Origin of the sequence: Mucilaginibacter psychrotolerans (genome assembly GCF_004519315.1) — a bacterium.
In the GTDB taxonomy this organism is placed as follows: domain Bacteria; phylum Bacteroidota; class Bacteroidia; order Sphingobacteriales; family Sphingobacteriaceae; genus Mucilaginibacter; species Mucilaginibacter psychrotolerans.
Window position 1 is genome coordinate 1 of record NZ_SOZE01000046.1, and the last position, 22,396, is coordinate 22,396.

Here is a 22,396-nt window from a genome sequence, read left to right on the forward strand (position 1 = left end):
TCTTTAGCATAGTACAGTTTTTTAAATAGTGAAACGTTCCAGTTATCACTCTAAATTAAAATTTCGGCGCTGCTTACGCAGATGTCCGCACATGCTGTACTATGCTTTTATTACATCATTACTTACAGAATTTGAGAATTAACAGAATTTTTGAGATTTGGTTTCGTCTGCACATCTGAAATTTGCATATCTACACATCAAAACTATCGTCATGAACTTGTTTCAGTACCGCATCATATATTCACGTCTTGCAAAGCCGCTGTGCAACCGGCTCTGCTTGCCGATGGTTGCCACGCTATCGCTTATAATGACGTTGGGGAATATTTTCATCTGCACATCTGAAATCTGCACATCCGCACATCTATCATTGCAATCTTTTTTTCGCCAGTTCGGTGCTATAAACCTCATTCAGCTTTGGCGATGGGTTTACCAAAAGGTATATCCTGGTGCCTTTTTCGCGGGCCAGCGGCGTAGTTACCTCCCCCATTTGCTTGTAGCTTTCTAAAAGCGGGGCCAGGCGGGCGGTTACGTTATCATCATCGTCTACATAAACAATGTATTTGGCGTTCAGGCTGTCGGGGGCCCAAAGGGTAAAGCTGCTGTTGAGGCTCACCACATCGGGCATGTTGTATTTTTTGTGGAAGTGGTGTAGGGCACCGGCTTCGCCGTAGTTATCGGCATATATCTGGGCGTGCTTTTGCTGTTCGGGCGTAAGACTATGGTATGCATCTGCCGCTTTTTTAGCCATTTCTTCCCAGCCCAGCATATCGGCATAGTCTTGCGTAAGGGGGTGTTGTTTTTGGTCCTCCCAGGTTACGGCAAATTTTAAGAAAGGCAGGTGCTCTGCAGAATACCTAAATGCGGCTAGTGTTTTATCTAAAGATAATACAGGCAAAAACAAGGGCAGTAATAGCAGGTTGGGCACTATAAAAAGCAATATCGTTGCAATACGCAAAACCACCCACGATCGCGTGATCATCTTTTCCAGGGCAAAACCACCCGCCGCAAATAACATGGGGTACGCGCCAAAGATGTAATAGCTTTTGCCATCCATATACAGCAAAAACAGGAATATAAGTATATAGGCAATGGCCAGATACCGGAAACGCCTGAGCTTGAAGGCAAACAGCAAAAAGAAAAAACCGGTAAGCCAAATAAACAGCGATACGCCATTTACCAACAATTGTTGCAGCATAAAATCCGACGGCTTTACGTAATCGAGCTGAGTTTCGCGCAGCTCTTTCATATGGGTTATAACGGGTAAATGGTGCGCAAACTGCCAGATAATGTTGGGCAGGAATATCAGCACGGCAATAAGGGCCGAAATAACCACGTGGCGGTTGAAAAGCAACTTGCGCTCGTTACTGATGAGTATGCCGATGATGAGCGAACCCGTAAAGAAAGCCATGCTATATTTGGTGAGCATACCCAGGCCAACTGCTGCGCCAAGCCAGTACAGGTACCGCACATCTGCCGTATTAAGGTATTTACAGAACAGCCAAACGGTAAGTACCCACCATAACTGATCGAACACCACGGGCTGGAACAGATAGTTGCTGGCTACAAAAGCCGGCGCAAAAATAAGCCCCAGGCAAGCCAGTGTAATGGCAAATCTGCGACCCCCCAGTTCTACGGTAATGCGGCCGGTGAGCCATATGATCAAGCCACCGGCTATGGTAGGGAATATACGCGCTGCAAACACCGAATCGCCGAATAAGGATAGGCTGATACGCGCAAGCAGGGCGATAAATGGTGGTACTTCTTTATAGCCCCAATCCAGGTGGTCGGCTAAAACCAGGTGCAGGAACTCATCGCGATGGAAGCCAAAACGACTGATCGACAAGAGATTGAGCGCAATTTTTATCGCAACAAAAATGAATATAAACTTAGAGTAACTGCCTCTCCGATTTTTATAGGACATTAAACGGGGGGATTGGTTGCGTTAAAGATATTTTAAAAAGCTGAAAGTACAAAAGGTCGCGACAATCGAAATCCGAAATCACTAAATCACCACTCATTCATCACTTACATTACCCACAGCCGCCATACGCCCGATATCAGCATACAGGCAAAAGCCAGCGGGGTTAATATCTTCCAGCAGAGGTTCATCAACTGATCAACGCGTATGCGGGGCAGTGTCCAGCGTATCCACATCTGTACACCAACCAGGCCTATTGTTTTCAATAGTATCCAAATGATGCCCCATGCGGTGCCCGTGGTCCAATCGGCCAGCCTTAGCCAGCCCATATTGGGCAGCGGCGTGTTCCAGGCACCCAGGAACAGGATTACCCCTACCATAGATACCAGGTACATCATGCTATACTCGGCCAAAAACACCAGCGCGAACTGTAAGCCGGTAAACTCTGTATGGAAACCCGATACCAGTTCAGAATCTGCCTCGGGGATATCGAAAGGTGCGCGGTTGCTTTCTGCCAGCGAGGCAATAAAATAGATCACGAACGCTACCAGCAAATGAGGCGCGCGGAATACATTCCACGATAAAATCCCCCCCACATGGCTTACATCCCAAATACCTAAGAATTTTATCTTCTCAGCTGCCAATATACCCTGTTGCATAGCAATCTCCTGCAGACTGAGGGTTTGGGCTATCATTACTACGGCAATCAGTGCAAAGCCGGCGGGTATCTCGTAAGAGATGATCTGCGCTGCCGAACGCATGGCACCCAATATAGAATATTTGTTGTTGGAACCCCAGCCGGCCATCAATATGCCGAGGGTTTCTATAGAAATAATGGCAAAAACGTAGTACAGCCCGATGTTGATATCTGCCGGGATAACACCCGCGCTCCAGGGCAGGGCAGCGAAGCCAAGGTAAACGCCTATAAAAATGATCACCGGAGCCATGATGAAGAGCACCTTATCGGCCGCTGCGGGAATGATAAACTCCTTCTGCACCATCTTCAGCATATCGGCAGGTACCTGCAACCAGCCGTATTTGCCTGTTTCTGTCGGGCCAAGCCGGTTTTGTATAAAGGCGCTTACCTTACGCTCGGCGTAAACGCCAATCATGGTAAACAGCCCTACAAAAGCAAACAAGCCAAAGGCAACGATAAAATATGTGAGGTAAAAATTCAAATGTGTGCTATGAGCTTGCAAACTTAATAAATGGTTTTATGATTTCACCGATTTACGATTATTGATTACACCAATTCCAATGTCTGAACCTTGATTTATAGGATTAACCGATTCCCTTGATTCAAGAAATCCTATAATCAGGCCATTATAAGCGAAGCAATCATCTGCAGGCATAAACAGAATGTAAATCGGCTCTGCTACCTGTTCCGTCCCATAAATGGGGCGGCAATGAATGTGCATCGTTCATCCACCCTCATTGCCGTCGGTTTTAACCGACGGTTGGATAGCGAGTAAAGCGGACTTGCAAAGCGGCGATGCACCTGTTCCGTCCCATAAATGGGGTGCAATGAAAGTGCATCGTTTATCCACATTCATTGCCGTCGGTTTTAACCGACGGTTGGATAGCGAGTAAAGCGGACTTGCAAAGCGGCGATGCACCTGTTCCGTCCCATAAATGGGGTGCAATGAAAGTGCATCGTTCATCCACATTCATTGCCGTCGGTTTTAACCGACGGTTGGATAGCGAGTAAAGCGGACTTGCAAAGCGGCGATGCACCTGTTCCGTCCCATAAATGGGGTGCAATGAAAGTGCATCGTTCATCCACATTCATTGCCGTCGGTTTTAACCGACGGTTGGATAGCGAGTAAAGCGGACTTGCAAAGCGGCGATGCTACCCGAGGGTTGCCACGCTATCGCTCGCAAGGAGGATTGTGGCGAAATCCGCACATTTGAAATCTGCACACCTGCATATCTATTCACACCCTTCCCTTACATCCACAAACTCGCTCTTTACGGCGTCGTTGAAGAATTGCGAAGCGTGATGATCAAAATCAGCAGTATCATCTATCGTGGTATAGAATTTACGGCTGCCGGTTTGGGTGATGCGTTGTTCAATTTCGGGGTGGCGGCCAAGGTAATCAACCAAACTGGTAGCTACGATATCGCCTTGCGCTACAACGTTTACACCTGCCGGTAAATGAGCCTTGATCTTTTCGGCCAATAGCGGGTAGTGCGTGCAGGCCAGTAAAATGGTATCGATATTGGGCGATTGGGCCATCAATTGGTCGAGATACAACTGTACATAATAATCAGCACCGGGTTTATCGTATTCGCCGTTTTCTATCAGCGGCACCCAAAGCGGTGCAGCCTGCTGATGAACCTTTAGCTGCGGGGCAAAGTGCTCAATCTCTAATAGGTACGATCCACTTTGTATCGTGCCCTTGGTGCCCAGTACCCCAATCTCGTTGGTGTTGGTGTAATTGCCAATAACTTCTGCCGTTGGGCGTATAACACCCAGCACGCGTTTGTCGGCATAAGCTTTCGGCAGATCCTGCTGCTGTATAGTACGCAGGGCTTTAGCAGATGCTGTATTGCAGGCCAGAATTACGACCGGGCAGCCTTGTTTAAACATCCATTGCACGCATTCCCAGGTGTATTGATGTATCGTTTTAAACGAACGGTTGCCATAGGGCGCGCGGCCATTATCGCCCAGGTAAATATAATCGTAGGCGGGTAATTGGGCTATAATGGAGCGGAAAACGGTTAGCCCGCCTATGCCAGAATCAAAAACGCCTATTGGTGTGCCGGTTGTCATATATTGCCAAAACTAAAAAAAGCGCCCCGTAGTTGGGGCGCTTTTTAGGATTAATAATCTTTGTTACGCTTATTTCAAGCCCAATTTCAGTTTAACAGTTGCCATTAAATCATCAGCATCCGGCGCTACAATAAGGTCGGTTTGCGATGAATTTAACACGTAAGTGTAACCTTTTTCTTTTGCTACGGTTGCAATGGCGGCACGTGCTTTATCAACCAATGGTTTGGTTAACTCGTTTCCTTTTGCTTCTACCTGTTGCTGAGCGGTGGTTTGGTAATCCTGGAAACGTTTCTGCAGATCCTGCAATTCAGTTTCTTTTTGAATACGAACAGCATCAGACATTGTTGCTTTTTTATCCTGGTAATCTTTAAGCTTTGTTTGCAACTCGGTGTTCATGGCAGTAAGTTGATCAACAAATGTTTTTTTGTATAGATCGATTTGGGTAGAAAGCGTCTTAGTTTCTGGCATTAAACCTACCAATTGCTCAAAATTAATGTGGGCTATCTTGGTTTGAGCCTGGGCAAAGTTGCCTGCAAATAACATTCCTGCTGCAACTAAAGCAACTTTAAATAATTTTTTCATTGTTTTTTTGTTCTGTTCTGGTGTTTAATAAATAGTTCGCAAATTTATATAAAATTTTTATTTCGCAAGCACTCCGGGTTTAAGCCCAAGCTTGGTAATCACATCGTTACTTTTGTCATAGCGTGGGCTGGCATACAACATAATCACCTCGCTGTTTTTGTCGAATATCATATCCAGATTATCGGCCTCGGCAACTGCTTGCACTGCTTTTGACACTCTATCTTGTATAGGTTTAATCAGCGCGGTGCTTTTTTGCGCAAGGTCGCCATCGGGACCAAATTTCTGGCGTTGGAAATCTTTTGCTGCTTTCTCTTTTTCCACAATTTCCGCTTCGCGGCGTTTGCGCATGTCCGGGGTCATCAGCACCTGATCGGCCTGGTAGGCCTTGTACAGACGGTCTATCTCCTGGAAACGACCGTCCACCTCGCGCTGCCATTGGTCAGACAAAGCTGCCAACTGCTTCTGGGCAGATGCATACTCGGGTATGTGTTTCAGAATATTATCCGAATCTACATAAGCAAACCGCTGCGCCATGGCTGCTGTGCAAGCCGTAACGGTAAAAAAGAGTACTAAAATTATCTTCTTCATAAACTATGCTGCACGTTTAATTAAATCCACCGCTTAAGCTTTGCGATATGGTAAAGTGTATATGCCCTTTGTTTGCCGTAGGCTGGCCGGGCAACGCATCGAAACCGTAACCATAATCAAGCCCAAGCAAGCCAAATATAGGTAAAAATATCCTTGCACCCACGCCTGCCGACCGACGAACGTTAAACGGATTTACCTGACTTATATTATCCCACACGTTACCACCCTCTACAAAGGCCAGCATATATATGGTTGCCGACTGGCTGGCAATTACCGGGTGCCTTAACTCAAAAGTGTATTTGTTGTAAATAGCATTACCCTGGTTGCTATTGGCATCTAAGCTGGAACCCGCCGGCACTACAGAATAATTTTCGTAACCCCTCATACCAATGATATCCGTACCCTGTAAAAACTGGTAGCTCTGCATACCATCGCCGCCTAATTTAAAGCGTTCGAAAGGCGATGGGCCTACCTTGCTATTATACTGGCCAAGGTAACCAAATCTTACCTGGCTCATCAATACCAGCTTACCGGTTAATTTGGTGAACCACTGCGCATCAAATTTTACCTTGAAGTACTCAACAAAGTGGTACCTTTCCTCGGACGTAGCAATGTTGTAGTTGATACTATTGAACAACGAGTATGGTGGCGTGCCTTGTAAGGTTAGCTTAATGTTGGAGCCTGACGTAGGATATAGCGGCACATCTACCGAGTTGCGGCTAAGTTCCTGCGTTAATTTGATGTTGTACGAAGTACCGTTGTTGAACAGGTAACCAGAGTAATTATCCAGGTTATAGTGGTCAAAGTTTAACGAGTAGTTCAACTGGAAGTAGTTATCAGGCCAGTTTAAACGTTTACCCAGGGTAATACCCACACCATTTATGCGCAGATTGTTGTAATTAGGGCTTGTTTTCGCATAATATTGTCCTGTAGAACTTCCCTGAGTGTAAGCCGATACAGCAAAGTAAATAGGTTTTTTACCACCCAGCCACGGCTCGCTAAAGGTAAAGGAGAAGTTTTGGTAACTACGGCCGCTGCTTTGGCCCCTTAAGCTCAGTTTCTGCCCGTCGCCTTTTGGCAATGGCCGGTATGCTTTACCATTGAATAAGTTACGCAGAGAGAAGTTGTTGAAAGTTAAGCCCAGTGTACCTACCAGCTGGCCACCACCGAAACCGCCCGAAAGCTCAATTTGATCTGATGGTTTTTCAACCACGTTGTAAACCAAATCCACAGTACCCTCAGCCGGGTTAATGTTGGTTGGTCTTGGCTCAGTCTTTTGCTCGTCGAAGTTACCCAACTGGCCAATTTCGCGTGCACTGCGTATCAATAGTTCTTTATTGAATTTCTGTCCCGGTTTGGTACGTATCTCGCGCATTACCACTTTATCGTTGGTAACATCGTTTCCTTTTAGTATCACACGGTTAATGGTGTACTGCGGGCCTTCGTAAATACGGATATCCAAATCTACTGTGTCGTTATGGATACGAGTTTGAACCGGATCGGCATTGAAGGTAAGGTAACCATCGTTAAGATATAAAGATGATACATCATCGTTATTTGGTGTTGGGCCGCTTAAACGTTTACCTAATTCTTCCTCGCTGAAAACCGCGCCTTTTTCAATTGACATAACGCGGGTAAGGATCTCGGCAGGGTAACGTGCGTTACCGCTGAATTTGATATCGCCAAAGTAATACTTATGGCCTTCGAATATCTTAACTTTCACGTCGACGGTTTTATCGTCGTGGTGCAAAACGCTATCGGTAAGTACCTCTGCATCACGGTAGCCGGCACCCTGCATTTTATCTACAAGGTTCTGTTTGTCTTCGTCGTATTTATCCTGCTTGAATTTTTTTGATCCGAACAGGTTGTACCAACGGCGTTTGCGGGTTTTACTCAGGTATCCACGCAGTTTTTTCTGCGAAAAATCCTTATTCCCTTCAAAGGTTACGTCGTTGATCATCACCTTGGTCTTTTTATCCACGGCCACATTCAGTATTACGCTGTTGGGGTCGCCGGGGTCTTTTGTTTGGGTGATGTTAACCGTTGTGTTCAGGTACCCTTTTTCATGAAAGTGCCTTTTGATGATAGCCGTAGTGGTGCTCAGCAGGTTCTCGTTTACAATCTTGCCTGTTTTATCACTCAGCTTTTTGGTAACGTCTTCAATTTCGCCTTTACGTATGCCGGTGATGTGCAGCCTTGATAAACGCGGGCGCTCTACCACGGCAATTTCCAGGTAAATTGTATCCATGTTGATGCCGGTAACATTCAGGTGGATATCATCAAAGAGGCCTTGTTTGTAAAGGTCTTTGATCACGTTGGCGTTGGCCTCGCCGGGCAAGTTTATCTTATCGCCCTTGTTGAGCTTGGATATCTGCAGCAATACATCTTTATCAAGATATTTAGCCCCACTAATGGTGATGCCGCCGATGATATAGTCTTTGGGACTAAGATAGCTCAAGCTGTCGGCCGGGATAGTTTTGGTAAGCGTTGACCGCCTTTGGCCGGGTATCTGGGCGATAACGGCGGTGCTTAGCAAAGAGAAAAGTATAGCAAAAAAAACTTTATTCATCCGAATATTTTAGTGGGCTAAAAATAATTTATACAGTTGTTAAAAAGTGTTAAAAGGAAAAATTTAGTTTACCTGCTCGCTTGTCATCCCAAAACGGCGCTCGCGCTTCTGGTAATCAAGTATAGCTTCATACAAGTCTTCGCGCCTGAAATCGGGCCATAATTTTGTGGTGAAGTAAAGTTCGGCGTAGGCAATTTGCCACAGCAGGTAGTTGCTAATACGGTACTCGCCGCTCGTGCGTATCAGTAGCTCGGGGTTGGGCATACCGCCTGTATATAAATTATCCTCAAACGTGTTCTCATCAATATCCTCGGGTTTCAACTCGCCGCTTCGTACCTTTAAAGCAAGGGCTTTGGCCGCGTTTACAATCTCGCGGCGGCTGCTGTAGCTCAATGCCAGCGTTAGCACCAACCCGGTGTTACCCGATGTTCTATCTATGGCGTTCTTAAGTTCGCGGTGGCATTTAGCGGGCAGCTGCTCCAAATCGCCAATGGCATTAAGGCGAACGTTGTTTTCCATCAACTTGTTTATCTCTTTGTTGATGGTGCTGATAAGCAATTCCATAATAGCGTTTACCTCGAAGGTGGGGCGGCTCCAGTTTTCGGCACTAAAGGTATAAAGGGTGAGGTATTCTATCCCCAGGATGCCTGCACCTTCTACCACATCGCGTACCGATAATACACCATTATGATGGCCAAACACCCTCAACTTGCCTTTGCCTTTGGCCCAGCGACCGTTACCATCCATAATAACTGCTACGTGGCGGGGCAATCTCTGCAAATCTATCTGATCCTTGTAACTCATTTTTCGGGAGGTTTTAACAGCCAAATAAAGGCCGTTAAATACATGGCTATACTTAAAAACAAACTATTTTAAGCAAAGCCAACTGTAAATACGCTTCTTTTTTAAGGTGACAAAGGTAAAACTTACTTTGTATTATTTTAGTATGGTAGGAAAAAGAAATATGCGGGTAACGTTGGGGAGATGTTGGAGATGAGGGGGTTTGATTTTTGGGGCAAATTCCCAACTGCCCCCCCCTCCCAACCTGCGTTCAGGACAATAGAGAGGAAACAGCCTGATCAATTATCCCTAATGGTCACCCACTGTGCCATATACATAGCATAATGCATAAAATTTGCTTTTGCCCGTAACGTTTTTGCTTTTTTAGGACTCTAAAAGCATATGAGGTTACCTATACTATTAACATTTGCCCTGGTGCTGCCGGCATTTCAGCTTTTTGCATCAGCCGATACAACTATTGTAGAACGACATTTTTCGAAAAAGCAACTCAGCGACGACGTATCGTACCTGACCACTACCGTTGAGCGGGTACATCCTAACATGTATCATAGCATCAGCAAGCAGCGATACCGGCGCCTGGCAGACAGTGTTAGGAGTGCTTTGCACGATGGGATGACCGAAAGGCAGGCCTGGCCCCTTATGGCAAGGCTTGTTGGGGCATTAAATGAAGGGCACAGCACCTTTAATTACCCGGATAGTGTAGTAAGCCAGCTTAAAACAGGCGGTCGCCTGTTGTTCCCGGTGCTTGTTCAGGAATTCAACAGAGAGCACCTGGTGGTGCGTGGCGACCTGTCTACCGAGGATAAACTTTTGCCTGGAGATGAGATCACCGGCATTAACAGTATAAATGCCTCAAAACTGGTTGATCTACTGAGTGGCTACACCGGCGGATTAAAAACATTCCGGTCGATTGATGTGTGCCGTAATTTGATCACTTACCTTTACCTATATAATATCACCGGCCCCTATCATATCACCTACCTAAGAAATGGAAAGCCGGGTAGCGTAATGCTAACGGCAATTAACTGGGCAGAGTTTCGGGCGCATATGAAAGAAAGAGCAAAAACATTTCCCGGTGCCACGCATTACCCCGATTATGCATTTAAGCACCTGGACCAGCAAACGGCCTATCTTGCTATCAATTCGCTCAAGGCCGAACCGGCAGTATTCAAAAATTTCCTCGACTCGTGTTTTCAAAACCTGCAGCAGGCACCTGCTGGTAAGCTAATTATTGATTTGCGCAGGAATGGCGGCGGCAACTCGACTTTGGCGCAAGTATTACTGGGTTATATTACCGATAAGCCTTTCCGTATGGCAGGTGGCGTGCGGTGGAAAGTAAGCCGCGAATATAAAGACCAGCTCAATAAAAAGCTGGCCGGTAAAGGTGCCGAAGAGATGCCCTATTATTTTAATGCTGCCGATGGCAGTGTACTGGCCGATACCAGCATCCAGACAACAGCTCCGGAAAGCAATCCCTTACGATACAAGGGCCAAGTTTTTGTACTGATTGGGCCACGAACCTTCTCCAGCGCGAACATGCTGGCCAACACCATACAGGATTATCAGCTGGCAACATTGGCAGGCCAACCCTCGGGCGAACCGGCCAACGATTATGGTGAATTGATTTTTCTGACGCTCCCAAATACGGGTTTTACCTTTTCTACATCAACCAAGCAATTCATCAGGGCCAATGGCGATGTTAAAGACACGCACCCCGTTTTTCCGAAGTATAAAATTACTGATGAACCCAACACCTCTGTGGATGAAGCGATAGAATTTCTGAAAAACAGGTAAGGCATCCCCCCGATTAGCTCAAACACTCGTTGTTGCGGCAAGGAAGGTTTGAGCTGATTTTGACAGGGTTTGTTGCTAAAAAATAAAGTGTTGCTAGTCCCCCATCAATAACTCGCCATTATCTTAACCGTTGGATCAAATCCCATAAGTTGCCATAAAGATCTTTGAAAACAGCAACAGTACCATAACTTTCCACTACCGGCTCACGTACAAAAGTGATACCATTGGCTATCATCCGGTTATAATCGCGATAAAAATCATCTGTCTCTAAAAACTGGAAAACCCTGCCGCCACTCTGGTTCCCAACCGTGGCCAACTGTTGGTCGTTAGCCGCTTTAGCAAGCAACAAACAACACCCCTTGGCGCCGGGAGGTTGAATCAAAACCCATCGTTTGGCTGCTGAGAGCACCGTATCTTCCACGACAATAAAATTTAGCTTGTTTACGTAAAAGTCAATCGCTTCGTTATAGTCTTCCACTAAAAGGGCGATGTGGATGATTGATTGTGTCATATCCCAGTGTGTTAACCCACAAAATAGTTAATTCTTGCGGTAAGTGCTGTAACTTTTGCAACACTTAACCTATGAAGCACTACCACGCGCGAGGCTGAAGGCGTTTGCCTGTCGTAAAGGCTGCTTGCGTCTAAGCGACCAAAATAACCTGCCTCCGCCCGGCAATCATTGGCTACAATGGTAGATAAAAAGGCTTCCTACCCAATAAACTACTTTACTTTAAAATGCACTTTATATGGTAGCAGCGGATAACCTGCCTTAGATTGAAACGACCTGTCAGTAATTACGAAATCATAAGTTTGCCCGGGCTTTAAGCTCAATTTTAACTTGAACGATTTGCGGTCTTCCATGAATCCGGCAACACCTGAAAGAGGAAAGTGCTCTTTACCGCTTTCGCCAAAATTGAAAGAGTAACCTTGGCCCATTGGTTCAGAGAAATTGATGGTGAGTTCAGTCAGCGCAGGAGAAACGTCGTCTTTCCCATTAAGGTCCGGAGTAAAGCTAACTACCAGCGGTTGCAGCTTTTCAAACTTTTTTAACAGTACATCCTTGTCAATCGGCTCAGTATAATATCCAGACTCCCTCAGAAAATCTGTCACCTGCTGTTCATTGGCATAATCTAATTCGATGATTTTTTTAATCGCCTCTTTTTTATCTGCTTGGCGCTTGTAGTACGCTTCGCAGATAACATAGCCCATAAAATAACCCAAATCTGCATGTAGGCTTCTGGAGCCATTATACAACCAGTTACCCGTTGCGGTGCTAAACATTTCAATCAGAAATTTGTCTTTGAGTTCCTGCTCATGCGCACGGCCGTAAATCATATAAGCGTTATTGTTTTTTTGGTGCGTAACCAGTTCTGCAACAAAGTCCGCTGCGCCTTCCGTTATTGTTTGCGCAAGCAACAACCGGCCTTCACCAGCTTTTTGCTGTGTATGCACATATTCATGGATATTAAGGGCAACAAGATTTGAAGCCTGTTGATTTTTGAATACGTTCATTAACCAATCGCCCAATTCCGAAGCATCGGTATTTTCGTTTGCTGTCGCAATTTCTGCACCCACAAGCACCATATCATTTGTGGTGGTACCGCCCGAACGCAGGCCGCCAATGGTAAAATACATTTTAGCCGGGCGCATTTCGGGGTACAGTTTCCTAAAGTTGTTTATACTCCTGGTAATGGCGGGTACCTGATTTTTGATTGTTAGGGTATTACTCCTGATGCTTTTCCAAAATTTGGGATATTTATGAATCAGCGTAACCCACAGCTTCGCATCGTAGTCGCGCGCTTTCATAAAAGCTTTCAAACCAGGCGTGCCTTTGTCCACGTAAAGCTGTTGAATAAATTCTACTTGTTTTGTCGTATCACTTGTAGTCGCGACACTATCATAGGCTTTCCAAAATCGGTCAATATCATCGGTATAGACCACTTTGATTTTTTTTGGCTGCGCTTGAATGAGTAAAGGGAAACAAAAAGTGAAGGCAATTAGGTAAATGTATTTCATATTAGTTTTTAGACGAGATTAATTAAAATGGGTTACACTGGAATTAAATTATTTCATCAAAAAAACATCAATAAAGCGCTGCAAAATGGCGTCTTTTCCACTGCAAAAGCCCGGATAGGCATTATAGTTTGGGCTGTTGGTTTCGAATACTTCTATTCCCCTCCAACAAAAATGCATCGCTGCAAGGGCAAGGAGGGCTTGTGCTATATATAAAGGATAACGTCTCCAATAAAATATAACATAGGCGATGAGAATCAATACTAAAAAAGTAAATTTGGTTCACACACCATAAATCCTGATGTTACCAGAACCACCGTACTTTGACGCCAACGTTTGGGGCTACGATACCTGGCGCCTTTTAAGCGCAGCTTATTTAGGCGACTTGGAAACTGTTCAACAAATGCTTGAACAAGACCCAGCAAATATTCAAGCCCAGTTTGCTTATTACGAACCCATTCACTACGCCGTAAGAGGAGGAAAAGCTGATATGGTGGAAATGCTGCTGGAATACGGAGCGCACCCCCTGTCACCGGGATGGACAAAATTGGGCGACGAAACACCCTTGGCAAAGGCCAAAGACCGGAACAGAGCAGATTTGGCCGACTTACTTAGCCGGGCCGCCGGAAAACTTCCTGCATTCCAGCCACCCCCTACCCAACCTAAGACAGATGAACAACAATTAGATTATCAATTTCAGATAGCCTGTGGTTACCAGGTTGACCGGAATATTATCGATGCGATTTTAGTTAAACATCCCGGGTGGGCTACTGTTGGTTTGTATGAGGCTGTTCATCATAATCGCATAGATATCGTTAAATATTTGCTTAAGGCCGGAGCCGATATCAACGGCCACATGCCTTGGGCATGCTGGCTCACGCCACTAATGCATGCCTTACGGTACAGTGAGGCAAACTGGGAACTGGCTGATCTGGTAATTGAACAAGGCTTTTCTGTAAATGCTGTTAACGGACTTGGCATGACTGCGCTTCATATGGTGATCATACAGGATCGGCCGGATGCGATGGACTACCTATTGAACCACGGTGCCGATATGAATATAATAGACACTGAATTTTGTTCGACACCTGTTGGATGGGCGGCCCGCTGGGGTAAATTAGAAATGGCAAAAAAGTTATTGGACCGGGGGGCTGATCGTAATTTATCCGGAGCCGATTCCTGGGCTCGCCCTATCCTTTGGGCCAAAAAAGGAAATCATGAAAACATTGTCAAATTACTCCAATAGGATTCATTTTTACTGAAAATCCAATAAAAATAATTTCTGCTGCGTTAACATAGAGCGAGCTTAAATAGAAGTAATATAGATAAACATTCAATGCGAATTTTTTTTTTGGACTCCTAACAAACTTGTCGTTATTATATTTTTCTTAACAGCAGTTGTTTTAGTTTCAATCTGGTATTTCTTCACTCATTATCCTATTTTATAGATTAACTTCTGCCTCAGCCTAATTATCCAAGATCGGGTGCTCTTTACAGCTTTGGTAGCATAATTCTCAACGTCTTTGCCCTCCCCACCAGCAAAAAACCCTCCCCGCCAAGGCGGAAGAGGGTAAAACACACTAATTTATTGATGAAGTTTAGGTTATATAATCAGTAAGCCTGCTTCTCCTTCAGCACGCTGATGTCTTTAGCATCGATATCAGCGATGGCGAATTGCGGCACACCAGTTATGGTCATTTCATCCAGCGTGTTCACCAGGTTTTCGTAAACGGAACTATCGGCCGGTTTTATAATTACCATTAAGCCCTTGCCGGTGGCTGCCAGCACCTTTTTCTGAACCTCCATAATAGCGTACCGAAGGCCGCTTTTGCCGTAGTTGGTTATGGTGGCCGGCAATAGTGGTTTATCTGCCAAGCCTAAATAATACATGGCCTGGTTATTTTTGCCCAGGCATATGGTAAGCGTACGCGAGGCTACCTGCGGCCCTGGCTCATCGCCAACAGGCATATTCAAATCCATTGCCCTGGGTTTGGTTAGCGTAGTGGTGAGCATAAAAAACGTGATGAGCAGGAAGGCAAGATCTACCATTGCGGTGAGATCAACACGCAGGTTTTTTTTGTTGCTGCGTACCTTTTTGCCTTGTTTTTCGGGAGCGGAGTTTAGTTCGGCCATGGCTTTATACGTTTAGGGTTAAACAATTGGTTTGTGTAATTCAACGTATAAAAGTAATGCAAAGTTTCAATAAAACAAATTATATTTTGTTTTATTGAAAAATATACAAATATAATATCTAATACACTGAAATAACAGGCCATTGGTTTGCCCGCTGATTGCTTAAATACTCTATAGCCTTTCCGCTTCAATAGTTTATCTCAGGAAAAACAGGAAGAATAAACGGCCGGAGCTGCGACCCGTTGCAACGCTTTTCGGCTACGGTCGCCGCTATATGGGCCGGGGAAGGGGATAATGTATTTTGACAAGTTTAAGTACAAAGCGGCATCCCTGGTTTACAAAGCAGGTATGGGTGCGACTATAGCAGGGTTCGGCTGCTGGCAGTTAGCTGCTAATGGTGTTTACTTTAAATCTTGATTATACGGCAAATATTGTAGCCGCTTTTTTTAAGGCGGATGCCACAATTTGATGCATATCGTAATAGCGATATTCGGCGAGGCGGCCACCAAATATTACATTGGTTTCCTGGGTGCTTAGTTGCTCGTACTTCTTAAACAGGGCGCTGTTCCGCTCATCATTAATGGGGTAGTACGCTTCTTTCTCCGGTGTCCATTCCTGCGGATATTCTTTGGTTACCACGGTTTGGGGCTGTGTGCCAAATTCAAAGTGTTTATGTTCTATGGTACGGGTGTAAGGCACTGCTTTATCGAGATGATTCACCACCGCATTGCCCTGAAAATTGTCCTGATTGTAAACCTCATGTTCAAACCGCAGGCTGCGGTATTCTAGCTGGCCAAAACGGTAATCATAAAACTGATCGATGTTGCCGCTAAACACCAGCTTATCAGCCAGCGCATCCCATTCATCGCGCTGATTAAAATAATTTACATTCAGCCTAACCTCAGTTCCATCCAAGAGCCCTTCAATCAGCTTATTATAGCCTCCAATAGGTATGCCCTGGTACTTGTCGAAAAAATAGTTGTTGTTAAAAGTAAAGCGTATCGGTAGCCGTTTTATAATAAAAGCCGGCAACTCCGTAGCCGGGCGGCCCCATTGTTTTTCGGTATAACCCTTAATCAGCTTTTCATAAATTTCGGTGCCCACCAGCAGTAATGCCTGCTCTTCTAAATTGGCCGGTGCTTTAATATTTAAATGCGCTATTTGTTCCTGAATTTTCTTTTTAGCCTCATCCGGGGTTTTAATACCCCAAAGCTGGTAAAAGGTGTTCATGTTAAAAGGCAGATTGTACAACTCTTCCCCGTAAATTGCTATGGGCGAGTTTACGTAATGGTTAAACGTTACAAATGAATTCACGTAATCCCATATCGTTTTGTCATTGGTATGAAAAATGTGTGCTCCATAGGCATGCACGTTTATGCCCGCTATCTCCTCGTTATAAACATTGCCGCCGGCGTGGCTGCGTTTATCAATCACCAGGCACTTTTTTCCTGCTATTTTTGCCTGGTGGGCAAACACAGCGCCAAATAACCCGCTGCCAACTACCAGATAATCGTATTGCTTTTTTTCAGGCATAATCAGTTACGCACTTGGTTAAATGATGGCATGGAATATCGAAGCACACTTGGCTTAAAATGGATTGATTGTCTGTAAAATCCTTTTTACCCCACGCGGGGTTAACAAGCGCGACCGGTAATATTTTGAAAAGAGCCATTTAAAGGCCGTAGTTCTATCCTTTAGCAAGGCTGCTGTAGTAATTGCCCTGGGGATTTTCTCTTTTAACATTTGTTGCACTTCGGCACCAAGGTCTTCTTCCTTACAATCTTCTAAAATAATTTTTACCGATTTATAATCGTTATCGGCACCGGCACCGCGCGATTGTGAATCGTGCACAATCCGGCAAAGTGCTGTATACTCATTTACAAAATAAAAAGGCTTACCTAACTGTCCTAACCTGAAACCAAAATAAAAGTCGGTAGCTTTACCGGCCCGGCCTTTATCCGAGTAGCCAATAGTAAGCACCGAAGCCCTTTTTACTAAAAAACCATTATTGGGGAACATACAAACCGTGCCCGCAAACATACCGTTTACCAAACCAACCCTTTCCGGCGTTCTGAAATAGTTAAGGTTAACGTTTTCTGAATTGGGTATTACTTCGCCGGCTTCGTCAATCAGTCTTTGCAGGCCAAAACTGGCAACTATTTCCGGGTGTTGCTCAAAGGGCTTTTTCAAAGCTTCCAGGCAGCCGGGATAGATGGGGTCATCGTCGTGCAGATGGAGTACCAGATCGCCTGAAGCCTTCGCATACTGAAAATCCACGTTGGCAACTTCCCTTAAAGCAGGCTGGTGATGAAAGTAATGGATAGGAACCGGGCTGTTAGGGATCAGCTCTTGCTTAACCATCTCTTCCGTCAAGTTGTCTTTAGAGTCGTCCCCGATAATAATTTCATCAGGTAGCAGAGTTTGTTTCCATACCGACAGCACCGTTTCTTTTAAAAACCCAGGCCGTTGGTAGGTGGGTATGATAACTGATACCTTCATAGTTAATAGCATTTACTTCCTGTTTTTTGTACTTATCAGCTAAAAGCGCAAAAATGAGCAAGTAAATATACTTACTATTTGGGCTTTATCAAATAGCGGCGCGTGTGGCATACACTTAAATCAAGTTTAACGTTTCCAGTCGCCTTTTCACATCGCAACGGGGCTTAAATCCTGCGTGTTAAAACAATAAGGCAGTTAGTTCTGTGCCCGTTTCCGCCTAACCTACTGTTCGTAATAACACTTCTCCGTTACGAAAGTATAGGAAAGGGTAAAACCAAAGAAGGCGTAGATGTCCTTGCTGCGCAAGTCGCCGCGCTGGCTGCCGGGACTGCCGACATAGGTGCCCGTGCGTTCGCCGCTGCGATCTGCCAGGGCAAGGGAAAGCTGGCCCGGGGGCAGCTGGTTATGCGGCGCATAGTAGCCGCTTACATCATCTAAAAAGTCGGTATGGGTGTAGCGGTAGCCCAACTCTGCGGCTACCGTCCATTTGCCGCTGAAGTTGTATTTGAAGCCGGCTCCATAGGGGATCACGATGGTGCTTTTTCCGTACTCTGCCGTTTGGCCCTCGGTGCGCAAGGCGCGCAACTCCACGTCGCTGCCTTTGTAAACCGCCATCGGGTTAAACGAGGTGGTACCTATGCCCAAATAAATGTAAGGCGTGTATTTGTTTTTGCCGGCATCGGGTATATACTTCATAAAGTTGAACTCGGCCATCAGGCTCAATTCTGTTAAGCCGTCGGTAAAGCTCAGGTTGCGCTGGCGTTGTTGTGTGTTGTTTGAGGTGCTGTCGGCCCCGGCAATTTTGCCATACTGGTAGTTGAACCTGGCACTTAGGTAGCCGTTAAAATTGTGTTTGATGAAGAACCCCACCGAGCCGCCGCTGGGTTTAAACGGACTGGCATTTAAATCGCCGGTGTAGCCTGCGCCACCAAGTGCGCCGCCAAGTTCCCAAGTGGCCTGGGAATGGGCAGTATAGCTTATCAGCAATAAAAGCAGGGCAATGAGGAATTTAGGCATCCGTTATGTTTAGTAGTTACGGGCATCTAAACCCCACAACAATTTAGTTCTTAACGTATGTAAATAGCTTTCATTACTCAGGCGTATTAAATTTAGCTTGAAGGCTGCTTTATACACTCGGAATTTCATGGTTTTATCGATAACGATGGTGCGGCTGTCGCAGGATACGATATAGTTGGTGCCCCTGCATTCCACCTCGAAAGACAGGTTGCTGGTATCGGGCAGTATAACCGGCCTTACGTTCAAATTATGGGGCGCAACGGGCGTAAGCGCAATACAGTTAGATTGCGGGAAAATAATAGGCCCCCCGCAGCTGAGCGAATAGGCCGTTGAGCCCGTGGAAGTGGATATGATGATACCATCGCCCCAATAGGAATTCAGGAACTCATCGTTGAGCGATACATGCGTGGTAATCATGGCCGAGTCGTCGCGTTTGTGGATGGTAACATCATTGAGCGCAAAGTTATCCTCGCCAAACAACTTCGCGTCGGAATCTATCACCAGCATTTCGCGGCTATCCAGCGTATATTCTTTATTCACCACCGCATGCATGGCTGCGGCGATATCATTTTTGTTGATACTAGCCAAAAAGCCCAAGCGGCCAAAGTTGATGCCGATAACAGGCACACCACTATCGCGTATGAGGGTTACCATATCCAGCAGGGTACCGTCGCCGCCTATGGTGATAAAGGTATCAATAAAGTCTTTTATAGTATCTCCGGGTTGCAGTACTTTGTAGGCCGAGGTATCTACATTACCCTGCAGGTGGGCATTGAACTGGTGGTGTACGTACACTTCTACCTGGTGCAGCACAAGGCTATCAAATACCTGCCGTATGTACGGGAATACCTGCGGATCGTTAAACTGACGGCCGTAAACTGCTATTCTCATCTCCTAAAAAACACGAATATCGAACTTTGAAAGCAAAAAGCGGCAGTAAATCTCAAAATCCCTAAATCCTGGTTATATTAGGAGATGGCACTTAACGTTTTAAAATCCCTATCTCTTTTTATACTTGCAGGCCTTTGCGAAATTGGCGGCGGTTATCTTGTTTGGCTTTGGTTGAAAAGCGACAAACCGCTTTGGTACGGCATCACGGGCGGCCTGGTACTGGCACTTTACGGCGTGGTAGCTACCTGGCAAACGGCCAACTTTGGGCGGGTGTACGCCGCGTACGGTGGCGTGTTTATCGCCATGGCACTGGTATGGGCATGGAAAGTAGATGGCTTTAAACCCGATAAGTGGGACATCATTGGGGCCATCATGGCGATTGCAGGGGCTTGCATCATTATTTACGCGCCGCGGAAGTAGTTGTTATTTCGTTATTTTTTGTCGAATGTAGAAGTACGGAATGCGTTTAGCAATTCCTCTCCCCTTTTCCTGTCTACAAATAATATAACCACAGAAAAATCCTGATTACCAAACAGCCTGCTGAACATGTATGTAGTAAGTATATTATCGTTGGGTAAATAAATGTTCAGTTTAAACACTCTGAATTTAAGTTTATCCACAATTTCTGATGTGTAAGCACTATCCATTTTTACATCGCCCAACTGTTTCGAGAAAGTATTGTAAAGCACATCGCCCACTGCTTTGCAACTTGCCGAATGGCTGCCGTCTGTCTTGACATCAAACGGCTGATAGTTCGATTCAAAATAATGCATCTGGTCGCTCTTGAACACGAAGATTGGCTTTGACTGGTTTATCACCTTGTCTTTATAAGTGTCCTCGATAGCGGCTGTTCCTTTTTGCTGCATACGGGCATAATCCTGCGGACTCATATTACTGAAGCCCTCGGGGATAGTTATGTGCCATTTAAACAGAGCATTATAGAGTTTTTTCGCGGGGATGCTGTCCTGTCCTTGGCAATTACTAAATAATAAAGCAATTGCGATAACGGATAGTGTGATATATTTCATCTGCTTGAATATCAACGACATCATTTAATCAAACAAATCAGCGGTTCAGCTCATCCATCGTAACCTCGTTGCTCAGCAAAGTACCGAATAGCTCCCAACGCTTTACCGGGTCTTTTGCCGTTCCCCCTTGTTTTTCGATATGATTTTTAACCAAATCTAACCCGTAGTTATAGTTAATAACATAAGCCCTGTATTTTTTGATAAACGTTACCGATTTATCGGCAGTTTCATCGTTCATGAGGCAGTATTTTTTAAGGTAGGTGCGCGCTTTGCTCTGGCTCCAGTTATCGTCCATGAGGCCTCGGGCGGCTTCGTTACGGGCATAGTTAAGTTTACCTTTGATAGCCAATGCTCTGAAATAGGTATCGGCCCCTGCGGTGTCCAACCCAGCTAAGGGTAATAATACGTTTTTGGCGAATTTTATCTTCTCATCGCCAGGGAAGGCCATCTCTATGCCGTAATTGGCGCTCCCCTCTGCAACTAGCGACTGCGGACTGAACAACGGGTACATCGAAAGCTCTACGTACCCTCTATCGTGGTACAGATTTTTCTCCAGCAGCATATTATACACGTGATGACCGGGGTAGCTTTCGTGGCTGCCTACATCTATGGCGCGATCTATGAAAATCTTCAGGTCGGTATTTATCTGAATAACGCTTTGGTATTTGCCTTTATACCAGTTATAGCCGTTCCAGGGTTTATCTGTCACGAATTCCAGCGCGAAGGATTCGCCGGCAGGCAATTTATAATGCGCCAGCGTGCGCTTGCGCGATTCGGCAATGGCAGCTTTGATAACCGCATCCAATTTATCCTTCGGGATGATGAATTTATTGGCGAGTTTTTGAAAACGATCGTTCACATTACCCTTACCCGGTAGCAGGCTATCCAGCAGGGTTAACTGCCCTTTGAAATAATCCTCGGTGTTTACCGGAGCAGTAACGCCGAAGAGTTGCATAGATTCCTGATCGAAGGTACTGTACTCGCCCGAGAATATCTTGATACGCCCGCTGAACGAGGCAAGTTGATCGTATAACCAGTTGGCGCGCATTTTATTGGAATCCACTTCGGCCGAGGTTGCTAACAGCTTAATATCGTTCATCAGGCTATTTACCGATGCCAGCAGGCTATCCCTCGGGAATTCATCGCCGACAACCTCCTTCGGCTTCAACGAATCCGGACCGTAATAGGCATCCACAAAATCCTTATCATACTGCCCTATGGTTAAGCCCAGCCGCACATATTCCGCAGCATATTTATTGAGGAGCCTGGTTTCGGGCTTATCGGCATTTTTAGTACAAGAAAGGGCGATGATGGAAATTATCAGCAGGAAAAAACGATTTTTCATGAGGCGGTGGTAATAGTAGGGGCTGCAAAGCTAATAAAATACGTTTGGCAGGGAGAATAGTTTATGTTTTTTAGATGGCGGTATCTTATGAGGAATAACATTTGTTGTTTTGTTGCTGTTTGTTTTGTTTTTGCTTCTTGTTTTGTTGTTGTTGTTTCTTTTGATGTTGTTTAGTTCGTTGTTGTTTCTTTTTCTTATATTTGAATAAGAAATTGTATGAGCTATGAAAGCTTCCATGGGATCACAAGTAAGGCAAGCACTTTCCAGTTCTAAAACTGCAAAAGTGCTAACAGCGGCGATTATTGCCAATGGCCGTTTTGCTGATATTATAAAAGTTGCCGGTGCCCTACCCGATGGGCAGGTTTTAACTTTAAAGCGCATAAGTATAAAGGATAGATGAATTTAGCCCTCGGCTTTCTCATTATCTTTATTATTGCAATGCCTG

The 22,396-nt window shown here is 45.3% G+C and carries 20 protein-coding genes; 3 read left to right on the forward strand and 17 right to left on the reverse strand.

The features are described 5' to 3' along the window. Window positions 1-364 precede the first annotated feature (364 nt). The 7 genes from E2R66_RS25945 to E2R66_RS25975 all read right to left on the reverse strand — a co-directional run bounded on the left by E2R66_RS25945 (window position 365) and on the right by E2R66_RS25975 (window position 9,234). Complete coding sequence (locus tag E2R66_RS25945) at window positions 365-1,921, reverse strand: glycosyltransferase family 39 protein (RefSeq protein ID WP_133236468.1); 1,557 nt, start codon at window positions 1,919-1,921, stop codon at window positions 365-367. Window positions 1,922-2,025: 104 nt separating this feature from the next. Beyond that, window positions 2,026-3,096: a complex I subunit 1/NuoH family protein gene (locus E2R66_RS25950; protein ID WP_133236466.1), complete on the reverse strand. Its 1,071-nt coding sequence runs from the start codon at window positions 3,094-3,096 to the stop codon at window positions 2,026-2,028. A 752-nt stretch (window positions 3,097-3,848) separates the two neighbouring features. Beyond that, complete coding sequence (murI, locus tag E2R66_RS25955; protein WP_133236464.1) at window positions 3,849-4,691, reverse strand: glutamate racemase; 843 nt, start codon at window positions 4,689-4,691, stop codon at window positions 3,849-3,851. 69 nt (window positions 4,692-4,760) lie between these two features. Then, window positions 4,761-5,273: an OmpH family outer membrane protein gene (locus tag E2R66_RS25960; RefSeq protein WP_133236462.1), complete on the reverse strand. Its 513-nt coding sequence runs from the start codon at window positions 5,271-5,273 to the stop codon at window positions 4,761-4,763. Between the two features lie 57 nt (window positions 5,274-5,330). Next, window positions 5,331-5,861 (reverse strand): OmpH family outer membrane protein, encoded by a 531-nt coding sequence (locus tag E2R66_RS25965; RefSeq protein ID WP_133236460.1) that lies wholly within the window; start codon window positions 5,859-5,861, stop codon window positions 5,331-5,333. Window positions 5,862-5,877: 16 nt separating this feature from the next. After that, a complete protein-coding gene (bamA, locus tag E2R66_RS25970; RefSeq protein WP_133236458.1) occupies window positions 5,878-8,430 on the reverse strand; it encodes an outer membrane protein assembly factor BamA in 2,553 nt (850 codons plus the stop codon). A 63-nt stretch (window positions 8,431-8,493) separates the two neighbouring features. Further along, window positions 8,494-9,234: an isoprenyl transferase gene (locus E2R66_RS25975; protein WP_133236456.1), complete on the reverse strand. Its 741-nt coding sequence runs from the start codon at window positions 9,232-9,234 to the stop codon at window positions 8,494-8,496. 378 nt (window positions 9,235-9,612) lie between these two features. On the opposite strand from E2R66_RS25975, the gene E2R66_RS25980 reads away from it, so the two are divergent. Next, complete coding sequence (locus E2R66_RS25980) at window positions 9,613-11,025, forward strand: S41 family peptidase (protein WP_133236454.1); 1,413 nt, start codon at window positions 9,613-9,615, stop codon at window positions 11,023-11,025. A 118-nt stretch (window positions 11,026-11,143) separates the two neighbouring features. Here the strand turns inward: E2R66_RS25980 and E2R66_RS25985 are convergent, their stop codons facing one another. Next, entirely contained in the window at window positions 11,144-11,536 is a 393-nt protein-coding gene (locus E2R66_RS25985) for a VOC family protein (protein ID WP_133236452.1), read from the reverse strand. Window positions 11,537-11,745: 209 nt separating this feature from the next. Continuing rightward, complete coding sequence (locus tag E2R66_RS25990; protein WP_133236450.1) at window positions 11,746-13,041, reverse strand: Ig-like domain-containing protein; 1,296 nt, start codon at window positions 13,039-13,041, stop codon at window positions 11,746-11,748. Between the two features lie 298 nt (window positions 13,042-13,339). On the opposite strand from E2R66_RS25990, the gene E2R66_RS25995 reads away from it, so the two are divergent. Further along, window positions 13,340-14,284, forward strand: coding sequence for an ankyrin repeat domain-containing protein (locus tag E2R66_RS25995; protein WP_133236448.1), 945 nt, complete (start codon window positions 13,340-13,342; stop codon window positions 14,282-14,284). A 365-nt stretch (window positions 14,285-14,649) separates the two neighbouring features. On the opposite strand, the gene E2R66_RS26000 is transcribed toward E2R66_RS25995, so the two are convergent. The 5 genes from E2R66_RS26000 to E2R66_RS26020 form a co-directional block, all read right to left on the reverse strand. Beyond that, the gene (locus E2R66_RS26000; RefSeq protein WP_133236446.1) at window positions 14,650-15,171 is read right to left on the reverse strand and encodes an ExbD/TolR family protein; all 522 of its coding nucleotides are present in this window, start codon (window positions 15,169-15,171) and stop codon (window positions 14,650-14,652) included. A 417-nt stretch (window positions 15,172-15,588) separates the two neighbouring features. Next, on the reverse strand, window positions 15,589-16,704 hold the full coding sequence (glf, locus tag E2R66_RS26005; RefSeq protein WP_133236444.1) for a UDP-galactopyranose mutase: 1,116 nt from the start codon (window positions 16,702-16,704) through the stop codon (window positions 15,589-15,591). A gap of 54 nt (window positions 16,705-16,758) precedes the next feature. Then, entirely contained in the window at window positions 16,759-17,670 is a 912-nt protein-coding gene (locus tag E2R66_RS26010; protein WP_158288506.1) for a glycosyltransferase family 2 protein, read from the reverse strand. A 222-nt stretch (window positions 17,671-17,892) separates the two neighbouring features. Next, window positions 17,893-18,687 carry a type IX secretion system protein PorG gene (gene porG, locus E2R66_RS26015; protein ID WP_133236440.1) on the reverse strand — a complete coding sequence of 265 codons (795 nt, stop codon included), beginning with the start codon at window positions 18,685-18,687 and terminating at the stop codon, window positions 17,893-17,895. Window positions 18,688-18,696: 9 nt separating this feature from the next. Further along, window positions 18,697-19,578, reverse strand: coding sequence for an NAD kinase (locus E2R66_RS26020; protein ID WP_133236438.1), 882 nt, complete (start codon window positions 19,576-19,578; stop codon window positions 18,697-18,699). 84 nt (window positions 19,579-19,662) lie between these two features. Here E2R66_RS26020 and E2R66_RS26025 point away from each other — a divergent pair, with 84 nt between their 5' ends. Beyond that, complete coding sequence (locus E2R66_RS26025) at window positions 19,663-19,998, forward strand: YnfA family protein (protein ID WP_133236436.1); 336 nt, start codon at window positions 19,663-19,665, stop codon at window positions 19,996-19,998. An 11-nt stretch (window positions 19,999-20,009) separates the two neighbouring features. Here E2R66_RS26025 and E2R66_RS26030 read toward each other — a convergent pair whose 3' ends face one another. Genes E2R66_RS26030 through E2R66_RS26040 form a run of 3 tightly spaced genes read right to left on the reverse strand, consistent with a single transcriptional unit; the run spans window position 20,010 to window position 22,332 of the window. Further along, the gene (locus tag E2R66_RS26030) at window positions 20,010-20,606 is read right to left on the reverse strand and encodes a hypothetical protein (RefSeq protein ID WP_133236434.1); all 597 of its coding nucleotides are present in this window, start codon (window positions 20,604-20,606) and stop codon (window positions 20,010-20,012) included. A gap of 37 nt (window positions 20,607-20,643) precedes the next feature. Continuing rightward, entirely contained in the window at window positions 20,644-21,951 is a 1,308-nt protein-coding gene (locus E2R66_RS26035; RefSeq protein ID WP_133236432.1) for a hypothetical protein, read from the reverse strand. A 30-nt stretch (window positions 21,952-21,981) separates the two neighbouring features. Further along, window positions 21,982-22,332 carry a hypothetical protein gene (locus E2R66_RS26040; RefSeq protein ID WP_133236430.1) on the reverse strand — a complete coding sequence of 117 codons (351 nt, stop codon included), beginning with the start codon at window positions 22,330-22,332 and terminating at the stop codon, window positions 21,982-21,984. Window positions 22,333-22,396: the final 64 nt, after the last annotated feature.